The sequence below is a fragment of the Microbulbifer sp. MI-G genome (genome assembly GCF_030440425.1).
Taxonomy (GTDB): Bacteria; Pseudomonadota; Gammaproteobacteria; order Pseudomonadales; family Cellvibrionaceae; genus Microbulbifer; species Microbulbifer spongiae.
In genome coordinates this window covers 3,910,218-3,925,000 of record NZ_CP098023.1, presented here as the reverse complement: position 1 = coordinate 3,925,000, position 14,783 = coordinate 3,910,218, and the positions used below count along the sequence as shown (strand labels likewise).

General features: G+C 54.7%; 12 protein-coding genes, 5 tRNA genes and 2 rRNA genes (1 of these 19 only partly in view). 17 read left to right on the top strand and 2 right to left on the bottom strand.

All coding sequences use genetic code 11. The features are described from left to right. Both M8T91_RS16155 and rrf read left to right on the top strand, forming a co-directional pair. Positions 1–1,814, top strand: a 23S ribosomal RNA gene (locus M8T91_RS16155); it begins 1,065 nt to the left of the window's first position. A gap of 200 nt (positions 1,815–2,014) precedes the next feature. Continuing rightward, positions 2,015–2,130, top strand: a 5S ribosomal RNA gene (gene rrf / locus M8T91_RS16150). 312 nt (positions 2,131–2,442) lie between these two features. Here rrf and M8T91_RS16145 read toward each other — a convergent pair. Then, complete coding sequence (locus M8T91_RS16145; protein ID WP_301415202.1) at positions 2,443–2,943, bottom strand: hypothetical protein; 501 nt, start codon at positions 2,941–2,943, stop codon at positions 2,443–2,445. A gap of 369 nt (positions 2,944–3,312) precedes the next feature. After that, a complete protein-coding gene (locus M8T91_RS16140; protein WP_301415201.1) occupies positions 3,313–4,269 on the bottom strand; it encodes a hypothetical protein in 957 nt (318 codons plus the stop codon). A gap of 149 nt (positions 4,270–4,418) precedes the next feature. On the opposite strand from M8T91_RS16140, the gene M8T91_RS16135 reads away from it, so the two are divergent. The 15 genes from M8T91_RS16135 to nusG all read left to right on the top strand — a co-directional run bounded on the left by M8T91_RS16135 (position 4,419) and on the right by nusG (position 14,654). Beyond that, positions 4,419–5,870 carry an alpha/beta hydrolase gene (locus tag M8T91_RS16135; protein ID WP_301415200.1) on the top strand — a complete coding sequence of 484 codons (1,452 nt, stop codon included), beginning with the start codon at positions 4,419–4,421 and terminating at the stop codon, positions 5,868–5,870. Then, positions 5,867–6,619: an ABC transporter ATP-binding protein gene (locus M8T91_RS16130; protein ID WP_301415199.1), complete on the top strand. Its 753-nt coding sequence runs from the start codon at positions 5,867–5,869 to the stop codon at positions 6,617–6,619. The genes M8T91_RS16135 and M8T91_RS16130 overlap by 4 nt, the downstream gene beginning before the upstream one ends. Continuing rightward, positions 6,616–7,806, top strand: a complete 1,191-nt coding sequence (locus tag M8T91_RS16125; protein ID WP_301415198.1) for an ABC transporter permease — start codon at positions 6,616–6,618, stop codon at positions 7,804–7,806. The genes M8T91_RS16130 and M8T91_RS16125 overlap by 4 nt, the downstream gene beginning before the upstream one ends. Positions 7,807–7,831: 25 nt before the next feature. Continuing rightward, entirely contained in the window at positions 7,832–8,938 is a 1,107-nt protein-coding gene (gene alr / locus M8T91_RS16120) for an alanine racemase (RefSeq protein ID WP_301415196.1), read from the top strand. Positions 8,939–8,951: 13 nt separating this feature from the next. Further along, positions 8,952–9,953: a bifunctional biotin--[acetyl-CoA-carboxylase] ligase/biotin operon repressor BirA gene (gene birA / locus M8T91_RS16115; RefSeq protein WP_301415195.1), complete on the top strand. Its 1,002-nt coding sequence runs from the start codon at positions 8,952–8,954 to the stop codon at positions 9,951–9,953. After that, a complete protein-coding gene (locus M8T91_RS16110; protein WP_301415194.1) occupies positions 9,950–10,687 on the top strand; it encodes a type III pantothenate kinase in 738 nt (245 codons plus the stop codon). Before birA ends, M8T91_RS16110 begins: the two co-directional genes overlap by 4 nt. A gap of 148 nt (positions 10,688–10,835) precedes the next feature. Then, the gene (locus M8T91_RS16105) at positions 10,836–11,390 is read left to right on the top strand and encodes an SPOR domain-containing protein (RefSeq protein WP_301415192.1); all 555 of its coding nucleotides are present in this window, start codon (positions 10,836–10,838) and stop codon (positions 11,388–11,390) included. A gap of 192 nt (positions 11,391–11,582) precedes the next feature. Beyond that, a tRNA-Thr gene (locus M8T91_RS16100) sits at positions 11,583–11,658 on the top strand. 108 nt (positions 11,659–11,766) lie between these two features. Then, a tRNA-Tyr gene (locus M8T91_RS16095) sits at positions 11,767–11,850 on the top strand. A gap of 63 nt (positions 11,851–11,913) precedes the next feature. Further along, positions 11,914–11,987 (top strand) — tRNA-Gly (locus tag M8T91_RS16090). Positions 11,988–12,058: 71 nt separating this feature from the next. Then, positions 12,059–12,133: transfer RNA gene (locus M8T91_RS16085), tRNA-Thr, on the top strand. Positions 12,134–12,263: 130 nt separating this feature from the next. Continuing rightward, a complete protein-coding gene (tuf, locus tag M8T91_RS16080; protein ID WP_301415178.1) occupies positions 12,264–13,457 on the top strand; it encodes an elongation factor Tu in 1,194 nt (397 codons plus the stop codon). Between the two features lie 92 nt (positions 13,458–13,549). Next, positions 13,550–13,625: transfer RNA gene (locus M8T91_RS16075), tRNA-Trp, on the top strand. A 116-nt stretch (positions 13,626–13,741) separates the two neighbouring features. Beyond that, positions 13,742–14,110 carry a preprotein translocase subunit SecE gene (gene secE, locus M8T91_RS16070; protein ID WP_301415191.1) on the top strand — a complete coding sequence of 123 codons (369 nt, stop codon included), beginning with the start codon at positions 13,742–13,744 and terminating at the stop codon, positions 14,108–14,110. Positions 14,111–14,120: 10 nt separating this feature from the next. After that, complete coding sequence (gene nusG, locus M8T91_RS16065; protein ID WP_299947920.1) at positions 14,121–14,654, top strand: transcription termination/antitermination protein NusG; 534 nt, start codon at positions 14,121–14,123, stop codon at positions 14,652–14,654. Positions 14,655–14,783: the final 129 nt, after the last annotated feature.

Below are 14,783 nucleotides of genomic sequence, written 5' to 3'. Positions count from 1 at the left end.
AGAAAGCGTAATAGCTCACTAGTCGAGTCGGCCCGCGCGGAAGATATACCGGGGCTCAAACTGGTAACCGAAGCTGCGGATGCTCTTAGGAGCATGGTAGAGGAGCGTTGTGTAAGCCGCTGAAGGTTGACCGGGAGGTTGGCTGGAGGTATCACAAGTGCGAATGCTGACATGAGTAACGATAAGGGGGTGAAAAACCTCCCCGCCGGAAGACCAAGGGTTCCTGTCCAACGCTAATCGGGACAGGGTTAGTCGGCCCCTAAGGCGAGGGCGAAAGCCGTAGTCGATGGGGAACAGGTTAATATTCCTGTACTTGCTATTGCTGCGATGGAGTGACGGAGAAGGCTAGGCCGGCATGGCGATTGGTTGTCCATGTTTAAGGTTGTAGGCTGGGGACTTAGGCAAATCCGGGTCCTTAAGGCTGAGAGCTGATGACGAGTCTCTATTTTGAGACGAAGTGGTTGATGCCCTGCTTCCAGGAAAAACTTCTAAGCTTCAGGCAATAGTGAACCGTACTCTAAACCGACACAGGTGGTCAGGTAGAGAATACCAAGGCGCTTGAGAGAACCCTGGTGAAGGAACTAGGCAAAATGGTACCGTAACTTCGGGAGAAGGTACGCCGGTTTTGGTGATGGGACTTGCTCCCTAAGCTGAGGCCGGTCGAAGTGACCAGGTGGCTGCGACTGTTTATTAAAAACATAGCACTCTGCAAACTCGTAAGAGGACGTATAGGGTGTGACGCCTGCCCGGTGCCGGAAGGTTAATTGATGGGGTTAGCTTAGGCGAAGCTCTTGATCGAAGCCCCGGTAAACGGCGGCCGTAACTATAACGGTCCTAAGGTAGCGAAATTCCTTGTCGGGTAAGTTCCGACCTGCACGAATGGCGTAACGATGGCCACGCTGTCTCCACCAGGGACTCAGTGAAATTGAAATCGCTGTTAAGATGCAGTGTACCCGCGGCTAGACGGAAAGACCCCGTGAACCTTTACTACAGCTTTGCACTGAACTTTGAGCCTATTTGTGTAGGATAGGTGGGAGGCTTTGAAGCAGTAACGCCAGTTATTGTGGAGCCGTCCTTGAAATACCACCCTGGTATGTTTGAGGTTCTAACTCAGGTCCGTGATCCGGATCGAGGACAGTGTATGGTGGGTAGTTTGACTGGGGCGGTCTCCTCCCAAAGAGTAACGGAGGAGTACGAAGGTGCACTCAGCATGGTCGGAAATCATGCAATGAGCATAATGGTATAAGTGCGCTTGACTGCGAGACAGACATGTCGAGCAGGTACGAAAGTAGGTCATAGTGATCCGGCGATTCTGAATGGAAGGGTCGTCGCTCAACGGATAAAAGGTACTCCGGGGATAACAGGCTGATACCGCCCAAGAGTTCACATCGACGGCGGTGTTTGGCACCTCGATGTCGGCTCATCACATCCTGGGGCTGAAGCCGGTCCCAAGGGTATGGCTGTTCGCCATTTAAAGTGGTACGCGAGCTGGGTTTAGAACGTCGTGAGACAGTTCGGTCCCTATCTGCCGTGGGCGTTGGAGATTTGAGAAGAGTTGCTCCTAGTACGAGAGGACCGGAGTGAACGAACCTCTGGTGTTCCGGTTGTCACGCCAGTGGCATTGCCGGGTAGCTATGTTCGGACGGGATAACCGCTGAAAGCATCTAAGCGGGAAGCCTCCTTCAAGATAAGATCTCCCTGACTCCTTGAGAGTCCTGAAGGGCCCTGGAAGACTACCAGGTTGATAGGCTGGGTGTGGAAGCGTTGTGAGGCGTTGAGCTAACCAGTACTAATTGCCCGTGCGGCTTGACCATACAACAGAGATGGTTACTGGCGACTGAGCGAGTGGATTGTGTATAGAAAGGCACACAACAGGCGGCTTGCGGTGTATTACTACAGGGTGTTTTACCGAATGATTTGGGGTTATCGCCGGTCACACTGACCGAGGCAAACAGCGATAACACGGCGGGCAGAGTTAAGGCTCTTAAGACCAACGCCACCCGGAGCCAGTTTGCCTGACGGACATAGAGCTGTGGAACCACCTGATCCCTTGCCGAACTCAGCAGTGAAACGCAGCATCGCCGATGGTAGTGTGGGGTCTCCCCATGTGAGAGTAGGTCACTGTCAGGCTTTTAAAAGAGAAAACCCCTGCAGGGAAGCCTGCGGGGGTTTTGTTTTTTTGGGGTATATTGCAAAGCCCTGATCCCTCGCGGCCAGGGCTTTTTTTATTTCGGTCGGCCGGTGACCAGCAACCGAATGATGGCTACTGAGATAACAGAAGATTTAATAAGAGAGCGGAAAAGCTGAAAGCGTTTGAGATTAATATTTGTTTGCAGTTATTTCATTTTTTGTGCATGGCTAGCGCTGTGATTGTGCGCAAACCCTTGTAGACTTGTTACTGCTTGCTAATTTGAGAATATAGTCAGTCCAGCTATTATCAGATTAAAACTGGTATCCAAAGTGTGCGCCATACTCGATGTCATCGCCGAAGCCATCCTTTAGGTTTCTATTGAAATAGGACTTTCCAGCGCTGACACCGATTGAGAAGCCGGGCTCATCAAAACGGTTGAAGTAGTAAGTATATGTTCCAGCAAAAAAACTTTCATAACCGTCTTTAAGGATAATTTTTCTGGAGGGAGTTACACTAGGATCAGAAAGATAAACAACACCTGTGAATGACTTTGATTCTTTTGTTCTAACTAGAAATCCGAAAGCATGCTTTTCTGCCAGGTTTTTTTCCCAGCCTAAAGTAAACCCATACTCTTCATCAGTAGGATCTGCCAATCCGAGGCCGGCGTAAAATGTATTTGAATCGCTTCTTATCGAATATTTGAATCCGACAAAGCCGCCGTATTGTGTTCCAAGCCCAAATCCTAATTGAGAATCTACTTCGGCCAATGCAATGGCAGGAAAAAAGAAAAAGATTAGAAATAGGTTTTTCATTATTGATTCCATGTGATGCTTAATTGCAATTTTTCAGAGCTGTTTATGTGGCATTAAGTTTCAGCAATAATTCAATCTTGTGACACGCTTCACAAATTCTTGTGCATATGGTTATTGAGCGTCATTTGATAACCGCTGGCCTTTAGCAAACTGCCCTGGGAATCTGTGTGAGTGTCAAAGAAAAAACTGTAGGGAGACAGCCTTCTTAATATCGCTACTTAAAACGGGCTGATAGAAGTTTCCACTGATAATGACAGAAGGCAGGCAGTTGCAGCCCAAGCCTGTATACTTCTGATCACAGCCTAAGTACTAAGTGTCAGTGTTTGTGGAGTCTGACAATTTGAGATCTATTGTCTGGCCATTGCTTTCTTACTGGTCGTAAGCATTGTCAGGCACCAAGTCGTAATTGATCCCTGTTAGGTTCAGCGTCTCGGGGGGGACAAACTGGGTGGGGAGGGAGAAGCGGCGAAGAGGCCTGCATTCGCACCAGTCCAGGACTTCGACGTACCCGCTTTCTTCTTGCAGGCTGTGTAGCAAACTTTTGAGCTCCGCAGCACTGGCTGAGGTCAGCAACTGGTAATCGTGCTGCCCCGTCAGTCTGACCAGGCGGGATTCCCGCTCAGCCTGTTCAATACGCAGCCAGGCATCGCCTGTATCTGTACCTTTTTTGCCAAGAATCACTGGTCCTAGAGCGTCTTCGGAGATTGTGGAAAGGTTATCTTCGATAGGGGGAAGCACGGTGCCAACCCAGACCCAGCCGGAGAGACTAATACGGCTTAACTGCCATTCGCATAGCCATACCGTCTGGTCATCACCAATGCGAAATTCCCGATATTCACGTTGACCGAGATAATGGTCAAAACTGACTTCTGTGGAGGGGTTGTTCCTGCGAAAGCTGTGTAATTGCTGGGTCATCTCGTAGTTGACTTCCCAGTGCTTTTTCAGACGCCATTGCATGGGGTATTGGCCCCATTCGACAACATACTCCTCCTGTTCACGAATGGTTTCCACGACACGCCAAAAGGTCCCATCGATCAGTATACAGATATCACCAGGGTTGCAGTCCGGGGCGATAATGCTGCACTCGGGTGAGGCCTCTGAGGCATTGACAATATGCTCACTGCGGCCTTCGATCACATCGTACCAGGGAAAACCGTGGCGCAAAGGTGGCGGGAAGGCCAGGGGTGGGCGACCGCCGAGCAGGCGGCGAAATAATACCGACTTTTCGATCTCCAGATCGGAAAGAGTATAACCTTCCTGTTGGGTGATCTGGCCCCAGGCAAAGGCGGCCCGAATCAAGTGTCTTTCACGGTCTGAGAAGCTCATGGGTATAGTCATGGGCAGCGTAAAACCGAAACCTTAACACTGCAGGGAGATGGGCGCTAATGTAATTGGCCGACATGCTACAAGTGCGACATGCCCGGACCTGGTTCGGTACACTGTCACATACGACTTTTGAGTGAAGAGGGGTGGTCATGATCGGGGTACGCTGGGTGCTCACGGGTGCAGTCGTGCTTTGCGGGGTTGTATCTCCGATGGCTTGGGCCGATTCAGAGGTGGCGGAATCTCGCGATTGCTACCTGGATGGCTGGAGGAATACGCTTCGGTGTTCACGGCTCACCGTTGGTAAAGGGGATACAAGGGTGTCTTTGGCGGTGATGGTAGCGCCTGCTGTGAGCGAGAGCGATAAGGCACCGCTTTATTTACTGGCCGGTGGGCCAGGCCAGGCCGCCAGCGATCTGGCTCCGATGTTGAATTTTTTTCGCAGGGTCAATCGGGAGCGTGCGATTGTACTCGTAGATCGCCGTGGTGCAGGGCTTTCACAGTCGTTGGATTGTGGCTGGAACCTGATGCTTCCCACGAACCTGGAGGTTTTTTCTTCGGAGTTGGCGGATTGCTACCTGGAACAGAAAAGCTTTGCCAATTCCCTGAGTAGTCGCCAAGCAGTCAATGACCTGGAGAGGGTGCGAAAACATCTGGGGCACCGGAAGATTGCTCTGTGGGGTGTCTCCTGGGGTACGCGCACTGCATTGCTGTACCAGCAATGGTATCCCGAGAGCTTGAGTGTGCTGGTTCTGGATGCGGTAGCGCCAATAGAAACCAAGGTGTTTTTAACCGCACAGGCGGCAGAGGGCGCCCTACAGGCACTGGAGCGGGATTGCTTGAAAGATAGAGCCTGTGCCCAACTGGATGATTGGCGAACCGAACTCAACGACTTGTTGGAAAACTGGCAAGCTACTGCCATACCGTTTCCCGACCCATTTACCGGCGTTCTCTCTGAAGAGCCAGTACCGCGCTGGGTTTTACAGAATGTTATCCGGGGGGCTCTCTACCATCCGGAAACAGCGGCACTACTGCCCTATGCCATCAAGCAGGCCAGTCGCGGCAACTATCTGCCGCTCTCGGCGATAGAAGGGCTGCTTCGCCAGAACACCATGTCCCTGGGGCTGACCTTCTCAGTTGCCTGTGCTGAGGAGTTAAACAGAATTAGCCCTGAGGACGTTGCCAGGGATGAGGCAGGTACTTTCCTGGGTAATGCCTTCCTGGAAATGTTTGAGCGAGGCTGCCAGGTATGGCCGGTATCCGAAAAACCATACGCCAAACCAGAGCCCAGAAGTCACCCGGTTTTGCTGATTTCCGGGGAGGCGGACCCAATTACGCCCCCCCGGTATGCCGATGAGCAGTTGCAATATCTCTCCAATAAACAGCACCTGGTCATTGCAGGCGGTGGGCATTCCAATACGGGCCGCGGGTGTATCCCTGAGCTGATTGCCGACTTTCTGCATGCGCCGGACAAGCCGTTGGAGCAGGGGTGCATGGAGGAAATGCACAGGCCACCATTTATGGTCGATGGGTTTGGTCCGGCACCAGGAAGAAAGACGCCGTTGGTGGAAGGTGAAAATACTCTTGGGGGAGAGCATCTGTGATCAGGGTTGAATCGGTTGGAAAACAGTTTGCCAGTAGAAGTGTTTTAAAAAATCTCAGCTTTTCCGTACCCGATGGCCAAATCACCGCGCTACTGGGAGCAAATGGTGCAGGCAAGACGACCTGTCTGCGCATTATTTCCGGGCTGCTTAAAGCCGATAGTGGGAAGGTCTCCGTGGGTGGTTTGGATGTCGCCCGGCACCGCTTGGCTGCTCGACGACAGTTGGGCATTGTGGGGGATCGGGAAGGCTTGTATGAGCGTCTGACCGTTGAAGAGTATTTGACCTTTTTCGCTGGTGCCCAGGGGCTTGCCGGAGAGGCGCTGGAGCGAGCGCTGGAATCTGTGCGTGTTGAGCTGGAGCTGGATAGTGTTTGGAATCGCCGCACCAAGGGGTTTTCCCAGGGGGAGCGCATGAAGGTTTCCCTTGCTCGCGCACTCATTCACCGCCCAGGTCACCTGATTCTCGATGAGCCCACCCGCGGCCTTGATGTGCTCGCTGCGCGCCTGTTGCGTAAAACACTGTTGCAACTGCGCGCACAAGGGACTGCCATTTTATTCTCGAGCCATGTAATGGCGGAGGTCTCTGAGCTTTCAGATTCTGTCTTGGTAATGTCGGAAGGGGTCATTGTTGGTCATGGTGCACCGGAAGAACTGATGCATCTTTCAGGAACAGGCAGCCTGGAAGAGAGTTTCGTCGCTCTTGCCTATGGCATTAAAGGGACAAGCCATGGTGAGGGGGTGCTGGTATGAATTTTGGCAGGAGTTTGGTGTGGCAGCAGAGCTTTGCATTACTGCGCAAGGAGTGTCTGGAGATATGGCGTGATCGCCGGGCCGTATTTACGGCAATGATCACCTGCTTGTTGCTCCCAACTCTGAGTATTGGCGGGATCGTTTATGCGGTCAAAAACAATGCAGAGGATAGATTGCGGTTGGCGCTGCTTTCCAGGGAAGCAGTGCCCTTTTTGGAGCGGCAGTTAGCGGGCGCTCGCCTTGAGGTGAAAACCATCCAAGAGGGCGCGCCCAAGGCACTGCTCGAAAATGGGTTCGATCTGGTTCTGGAAGTGGGTGACAATTTTAACTCAGCATTTCGAAACCTTCTGGTGCCTAAACTGTATCTTTATATGGATAGCTCAGCAAAAGGTATTCATGAACAGGTCTCTTACCTCCAAAGGCACTTGGGTGAATTTCAGTCAATAGTGGCGAGACAGCGATTGATAGCGAGAGGCGTTGCCCCCCAAGTATTGATCCCGTGGCAGTTGGAGGTTCGGGATGTGAGTGCGCCTTCAGAGCGGGGCGCGCTGCTTCTTACCATGATGCCCAGTATGCTGATACTGGGCATCTTTGTAGCCTGTCTTGGCGCATCCATAGACAGCTCCGCGGGGGAACGGGAACGTCTCAGTCTGGAGGTATTGTTACAGCAACCCCTGGCGGGCTCGCAGATCGTGTTGGCGAAAGTTTTGGCGGTATCCAGTATCGGCTGGCTCAGCGGTCTTGTTGGGATTGCCGGTATGGTATCTGTGCTGCCACTACTGCCTTTATCAGAGCTGGGGATCCAGTATTCGGTTTCCCTCTATGCAATCCCTGTGATGGGACTGCTGTTGCTGCCCTTGTCCCTGTTGGTAGCCGTGGCCCAGATTCTCCTGGCGCTGCGCTCCCAATCGTTCAAAGATGCCCAAATGCAACTGGGGCTATTGCAAATTGTGCCACTGTTAATACTGTTTGGCCTGGATATGTCCAAAGTGGATCTTGAGGCTCCAGTCTGGCAGCTTGTGCCATTAGTGGGGCAGCAACAGTGGCTAAAGGCGCTGCTGGTAGGCGAGACAATATCTTTACCGCTGGCAATCGCTGGCTCTCTGGTCACCCTTTCTATGGCTGGGCTGTGTATATTAGTGGGTGCCGGTGCCCTACAGCGCGAGCGCTTGCTGGGGGCGACCTAGCAGGTAAGTCGAGGCTTGTGATGCTATGACCGATTCTCGCGAGGGGCTGCTGAGCATTAATTTGCAGTCCATTGCAGATAACTATCAGGACCTGGTCACTCGGGTGGCAGGCGGCGCCCGTTGTGGCGCGGTGGTCAAGGCAGATGCCTACGGCCTGGGTATGTCCCATGTGGCACCGACGCTTTATCGGCAGGGGTGTCGCGACTTCTTTGTTGCAACCCAGGCGGAGGGGGAGAGCCTTCGGGACGCGCTGGGTGATGATGTCCCTATCGTCATTCTGACCGGTGTACGTGCTGGGGCGGAGCTGGAGTGCGCCCGCGCAGGGCTTATGCCGACGCTGTTCACACTCGAACTATTGCGCCACTGGGTGGGGACATGCGCCCGCGCCGGGTTGGAGGCGCCCTGTGCTGTGAAAGTGGACTCGGGGATGACCCGATTGGGGTTGAGTGCGGAAGAGTTCGAGCACCTGTTGCGGGATCGCGAGCTCCTGCGCCTGGCAGATATTCGCATGCTACTCAGTCACCTGGCTTGTGCAGATGAGCCGCAACACGCGCAAAATATACGGCAACTGCGCAGTTTCAAAAAGGCAGGGCAGAGGCTGCGAACACTTTGCCCGAATATCCAGCTGAGCCTCGCCAATTCATCGGGTATCTTCCTTGGGAAGGATTATCACTTTGATATCGTGCGTCCCGGTTCCGCACTCTATGGCATCAACCCGGTACCCGGCACCCCCAACCCCATGCGGCCCACCGTGACACTCAGCCTGCCCATAGTGCAAAAGCGGCATCTAAGCCAAGAACAATCTGTCGGTTATGGTGCTACCCAGCGGATGGCGGCGGGGAGTTGGCTAGCGGTGGCCCGTGGTGGCTATGCCGACGGTATAATGCGTGCCCAAGGGGGGCGCGGTCACGGCTGGGCTTGTGGTCGCAAGCTGCCGATTGTGGGGCGCATATCCATGGATTCCACCACATTTGATATCTCCGCGCTTTCGGCGAAAGAGCGCGAGTCCCTGCAGTCGATCGAAATCCTTAATCAGGACCTGACTGTGGATGAGGTGGCGCAATATGCGGACACCATTGGTTATGAAGTGTTGACCAGCCTGGGCCATCGCTATTTCCGTCGCTATATATAAAAGGTTGATCAAGTTGCAAGACAGTACCGTAAAAAGTCCGCTGGCGCAGTTGCGCCCCGTTCTGTCATTGCTGGCAGATGGCAGGATGCATTCCGGTGAATCTCTCGGCGCCGCCCTGGGGATAAGCCGAGCAGCGGTCTGGAAGCAGTTGCAGAAGCTCGGGCAATACGGTCTGGTACTGGAGTCGGTCAAAGGGCGCGGCTACTGTCTGCGCGGGGGGTTGGACCTGCTCGCGGCGGAGAAAATTCATGCGGCGCTGGGTGACCGGAGCAGGTCGCTTTTGCGCTCGCTGATCCTGCGTGACGAGGTGGATTCCACAAATGCCCAATTACTGGCATTAATGGAAGCGGGTACCGGGCATGCTGTAGTGATGTTTGCCGAGCACCAGAGCACTGGCCGCGGACGCCGCGGGCGCCACTGGGTCAGTCCTTTTGGTGCTGGAATCCTCCTTTCGGTTGGTTGGGAATTCAGTGGTGGCGTACAGAGTCTGGAAGGGTTAAGCCTCTCTGTTGGAGTAGCGCTTGCGCGGGCTTTGGGGCGCTTTGAAGTTCCCGGTGTTCGCCTCAAATGGCCCAATGATATCTGGTGCCGGGGGCGCAAGCTGGCCGGAGTTTTGCTGGAATTAAAGGGCGATCTCACCGATCGCTGTGGGGTGGTGATTGGTATCGGCCTGAATAGCGGTTTGCGCGGTCAGGCTGCCTGTGCAATTGATCAGCCCTGGGCTGATCTGCAGCAGGTGTGCCCGGGTATCCCGCGCAATCTCCTGGCAGCGACCATACTGGACGAATTGTTGCCATTGCTGAAAGATTACCCGGAACAGGGCTTCCGTGCCTACCGCGATGCCTGGGCTGCTCTGGACCAGTTTGCAGGGCAGCCAGTGGTCCTGCAGTCCGGAACCGAAACCTGGCGTGGCACGGCGGCGGGCGTGAGTGACAAAGGGGCCCTGATACTGGAGATGGCCGGTGAATTGAAGTACTTCCATGGAGGGGAGATCTCATTGCGGGGACAGGTGTGATTCTCGAACTAGATATCGGTAATAGCCGGGGAAAATGGCGTTTGCTCGCCGGGGAAAAGGTGGGGTTGCGGGGTGGTTTTGACGTTGCTGCACTCGCCGCGGGTAGATTGCCAGGGGATTGGGGTGAGCTTCGCCCCACACGGGTGCGCGCTGTGAATGTGGCGGGCCCTGTTGTAGCTGAGTTGCTAGTGAATCATGTGTGGAATCTGTTCTCTCTGGAGGTAGAGTTTTCACAGGTGGAGTCGGAGTGCGCCGGTGTCGTTTGTGGGTACGACAACCACAGCTTGCTCGGAGCAGATCGCTGGCTCGCCATGCTAGCGGCCTATGGGCAATCTCGGCGCGCCGCCTTGATTGTCGATTGTGGCAGCGCGGCGACCCTGGATCTGCTGGATAATGACGGACGCCATCTTGGTGGATATATCGCACCCGGCATCGGTCTGATGCAGCGCTCCCTGCGCGTGGATACGCACGCTGCGAGAAGCGTGCGAGACATTGCCCTGAACGAACCCCTGTGTGCCGGGCGCACGACCGATGAAGGGGTAAACCGGGGGTTGCTATTGATGGTGCTCGGCGCCATTGATCGCGCTCTGGAGGAATTGCAACACAGTGCCGGGCGCGAACCGCTCCTTTGGCTCACCGGTGGCGACGCGCCGTTGCTGTCGACGTTCTGCCGGCGAGAACATCGCCTGGTCCCGGATCTGGTGCTGGATGGCCTTGCTTTGAGCAACCCGTGAATGAATGGCACTGAATATGCGTTGGATAGCTTTTTTTCTTCTGTTGCTGAATCTTGGTCTTTTTACCTGGTACATGGCCACCCCTCCATCCGAGAGCGGTACCGGGATCGCGGGCGAAGACGGGACTGGGCAGGGGCGGCGCCTTGTTATGATTAGCGAAGCGTCGCCGGGGGCGCTGCCAGCAGCCGAGGCGGCATCCGCGTCAATCTCCGCTGTCACTGCGCAGGAACAACACTGCACCCTGATTGGCCCCTTTCCGCAGATCTACCGGGGGCAGGACATTGTGCAGCGCCTGAAGGCCCTGCAGGTTCAAGGGGATTTGCGCGAAATTGAGATGCAGGGACAGATGCGCTACTGGGTGTTTCTGCCCCCGTTGCATTCGCGGCGCGAGGCTTTCAGCAAGTTGCGTGAGCTGCAGGCTCAGGGTATCGATAGCTATGTTATCCCCAAAGGTACACTTGCCGATGGGATCTCTTTTGGCATTTTCAGCGAGCGTGCTCGCGCCGAACTGCTCGTGGCGGAACTCAGCAGCAAGGGTATTGGTGCAAGATTCCGCGAAGAGCCGCAGACTTACCTGGAGCGATGGATCGTCTTGAAGCCGGGGGCTGTGGAGCATTTGGCCACGGAGTTTTGGCAGCAACTTGGAGAGGAGTATCCCGAATTGGATCGACGTCAAAATCTCTGTTCTGAAGTGGCTGGATGATATTTGACCTGCCTTTAGACCTAAATTCTGATCGCCACTCCCTGGAGGACTGAGTTCGTCGAAACAAGGTAATTGGCGACAAAAGAATTCTGATTTATCTGTATAAAGGGTGTTGCTTGTCAGGATAACTTCCCATAGAATCCCGCCTCCACTGACGGGGCTCAGTTTGGCCCTGAAGGTGAACGGGAAAGAGCTGGCGTAGCTCAGTTGGTAGAGCAGCTGACTTGTAATCAGCCGGTCGGGGGTTCGACTCCTCTCGCCAGCTCCATTCTTACCCCGGCGCGACTCGGCATGAGCATTTCAGGTAACTCCTTGAAATCCAAAGAAAGATGTTGAGTTCACCGGAGAGAGGTGTGAAAAATGCACGCCGCTTAGAGCAGGGGTTCCCGAGTGGCCAAAGGGATCAGACTGTAAATCTGACGCGAAAGCTTCGGTGGTTCGAATCCACCCCCCTGCACCATATTTATACCGTAATAGGTGGCCGACCAAGTAGTAAAGAGGGTTCGGGTACAAGCTCTCGCAAGCGGGCATAGTTCAATGGTAGAACCTCAGCCTTCCAAGCTGATGATGCGGGTTCGATTCCCGCTGCCCGCTCCAAGCAAGAGCGTGGCTCGAGAGTGCTCCCGAGCGACCCGCTATGGGAAGGTCACCCGGATTGGTGATAACTGGCTCATGTAGCTCAGGGGTAGAGCACACCCTTGGTAAGGGTGAGGTCGGCGGTTCAAATCCGCCCATGAGCTCCATTTTTCGATAGCCGCAAGAGTGAAAGGCTCTTGTGGCTGTTTGTATTCGGGGTCTGGGTTTCCGGGCCGGATTCGCATGTTCTGGACGTGGGTGATGCCATTACTGGCGCGCCTATACTAGGAGGCTGCAATGGCAAAAGAAAAGTTTGAACGTTCCAAGCCCCACGTGAACGTGGGCACTATCGGTCACGTAGATCACGGTAAAACCACCCTGACCGCAGCGCTGACCCGTGTATGTGCGGAGGTCTGGGGCGGTGACGCAGTGGCTTTCGACGGTATCGACAATGCGCCGGAAGAGCGTGAGCGCGGTATCACCATCGCCACCTCTCACGTTGAGTACGAGTCCCCTATCCGCCACTACGCCCATGTGGACTGTCCGGGACACGCCGACTACGTGAAGAACATGATTACCGGAGCCGCGCAGATGGACGGCGCGATTCTGGTGTGCTCCGCCGCTGACGGCCCCATGCCGCAGACCCGCGAGCACATCCTGCTATCCCGCCAGGTGGGCGTCCCTTACATCGTTGTGTTCCTGAACAAAGCGGACATGGTTGACGACGAAGAGCTGCTCGAACTGGTGGAAATGGAAGTGCGCGAACTGCTCGACCAGTACGAGTTCCCGGGTGACGATACCCCGATCATTGTCGGTTCCGCCCTGATGGCTTTGAACGGCGAAGACGACAACGAACTGGGCACCACCGCGGTGAAGAAGCTGGTTGAAACCCTGGACGAGTACATTCCCGAGCCGGAGCGCGCGGTAGACCAGCCGTTTTTGATGCCGATCGAAGACGTCTTCTCCATTTCCGGTCGCGGTACTGTAGTGACCGGTCGTGTGGAGCGCGGAATTATCAAAACCGGTGACGAGATCGAAATCGTCGGTATCAAGGAAACCACCTCCACCACCTGTACCGGTGTGGAGATGTTCCGCAAGCTGCTCGACGAGGGTCGTGCAGGTGAAAATATCGGTGCGCTGCTGCGCGGTACCAAGCGCGATGAGGTGGAGCGTGGGCAGGTACTGGCGAAGCCGGGCTCTATCACACCGCACACCAAGTTCGAGGCGGAAGTATATGTACTGTCCAAGGACGAAGGCGGCCGTCACACCCCGTTTTTCAAGGGCTACCGTCCGCAGTTTTACTTCCGTACCACCGATGTGACCGGTGCGGTAGAGTTGCCGGAAGGTACCGAGATGGTCATGCCGGGCGACAATATCCAAATGGTTGTCACCCTGATTGCCCCGATTGCGATGGAAGACGGCCTGCGCTTTGCGATTCGCGAGGGTGGTCGCACTGTCGGTGCCGGCGTGGTTGCTAAGATCATTGAGTAATCCTTGATCGTCGTATCGCCGGGTTCTCTGACGGTGAATCAGGTGGGAGAGGGTGTGGATACACTCTCTATCTCCGAGCACTCGTGCTGTACAGGCCAGTAGTTCAATTGGTAGAGCACCGGTCTCCAAAACCGGGTGTTGGGGGTTCGAGTCCCTCCTGGCCTGCCATTTAAATCACTCCGCTTGGGATAAGCTTGGGGGTGTCGCAAAACCCTGCCTGTCAGTGGGGGTTTTGTGTTTTGAGCGCTAAGCGCTTATTGATAGTGCGCCAAGGGCTTGTTTATATGAATGCTAAAGCTGAAGCGAAATCCTTTCGTCTCGACGGCCTGAAGTGGTTTCTAGTGGTGCTGCTGGTTGGCAGTGCCGTTGCAGGCAACTCTTATTACGCCGAATTCCCCTTGATTTACCGCGTACTGGCGATGACGGCCATCTGCCTGGTTGCCTTGGTCGTGGTAGTGAACACCGCCAAAGGCAATGCTCTCTGGCAATTGTTGCGCGAAGCACAAACAGAGGTTCGGCGTGTAGTCTGGCCGACCCGCCAAGAGGCAACGCAGACCACGGTGGTCGTGGTGGTGTTTGTGCTGATTATGGCGTTAATTCTCTGGGGGCTGGACTCCGCTTTGGGTTGGGCAGTTTCCAAACTTATCGGCTAAAGGTTGATACATGTCAAAGCATTGGTATGTGGTCCAGGCTTACTCGGGATATGAGAAACGTGTCGCCAGCTCTCTGAAAGAACGCATTGAGCTGCACGAGATGGACCATCTGTTTGGTGAAGTGCTGGTTCCCACCGAAGAAGTGGTGGAAATGCGGGCTGGGCAAAAGCGCAAGAGTGAGCGCAAGTTTTTTCCGGGCTACGTCCTGGTGGAAATGGAGTTGAATGACGACACTTGGCACCTGGTGAAAGAAACGCCCCGTGTGCTCGGTTTTATTGGTGGCAAGGCGGACAGGCCGGCGCCTATCACCGATCGTGAGGCACAGGCTATCCTGAATCGCATAGACGACTCTGTAGACAAGCCCAAGCCTAAAACCCTGTTCGAACCCGGTGAGATGGTTCGGGTGATCGATGGCCCATTTAATGATTTCAACGGCGTGGTCGAAGAGGTCAACTATGAGAAGAGCCGCCTGCGTGTGGCAGTGTTGATCTTCGGGCGTTCCACCCCGGTTGAGCTGGAGTTTAGCCAAGTAGAAAAGTCCTGATTCCAGTGCGTTTTTTTCCTCTTTTGCCGAAAGGTAGAAGGGGATTTTCGCGTCCCCGGAAAACGGGATTGTGTTTTTCGGGTATTCGGGGAGCTGATCTCTGCAGCCGTCAGGGCTGCTTGGGAAAAG

Coding starts and splice junctions, on each gene's coding strand:
- M8T91_RS16145 (WP_301415202.1), bottom strand. CDS start 2,943: ATGAAAAACCTATTTCTAATCTTTTTCTTTTTTCCTGCCATTGCATTG.
- M8T91_RS16140 (WP_301415201.1), bottom strand. CDS start 4,269: ATGAGCTTCTCAGACCGTGAAAGACACTTGATTCGGGCCGCCTTTGCC.
- M8T91_RS16135 (WP_301415200.1), top strand. CDS start 4,419: ATGATCGGGGTACGCTGGGTGCTCACGGGTGCAGTCGTGCTTTGCGGG.
- M8T91_RS16125 (WP_301415198.1), top strand. CDS start 6,616: ATGAATTTTGGCAGGAGTTTGGTGTGGCAGCAGAGCTTTGCATTACTG.
- alr (WP_301415196.1), top strand. CDS start 7,832: ATGACCGATTCTCGCGAGGGGCTGCTGAGCATTAATTTGCAGTCCATT.
- M8T91_RS16105 (WP_301415192.1), top strand. CDS start 10,836: ATGATTAGCGAAGCGTCGCCGGGGGCGCTGCCAGCAGCCGAGGCGGCA.
- tuf (WP_301415178.1), top strand. CDS start 12,264: ATGGCAAAAGAAAAGTTTGAACGTTCCAAGCCCCACGTGAACGTGGGC.
- secE (WP_301415191.1), top strand. CDS start 13,742: ATGAATGCTAAAGCTGAAGCGAAATCCTTTCGTCTCGACGGCCTGAAG.
- nusG (WP_299947920.1), top strand. CDS start 14,121: ATGTCAAAGCATTGGTATGTGGTCCAGGCTTACTCGGGATATGAGAAA.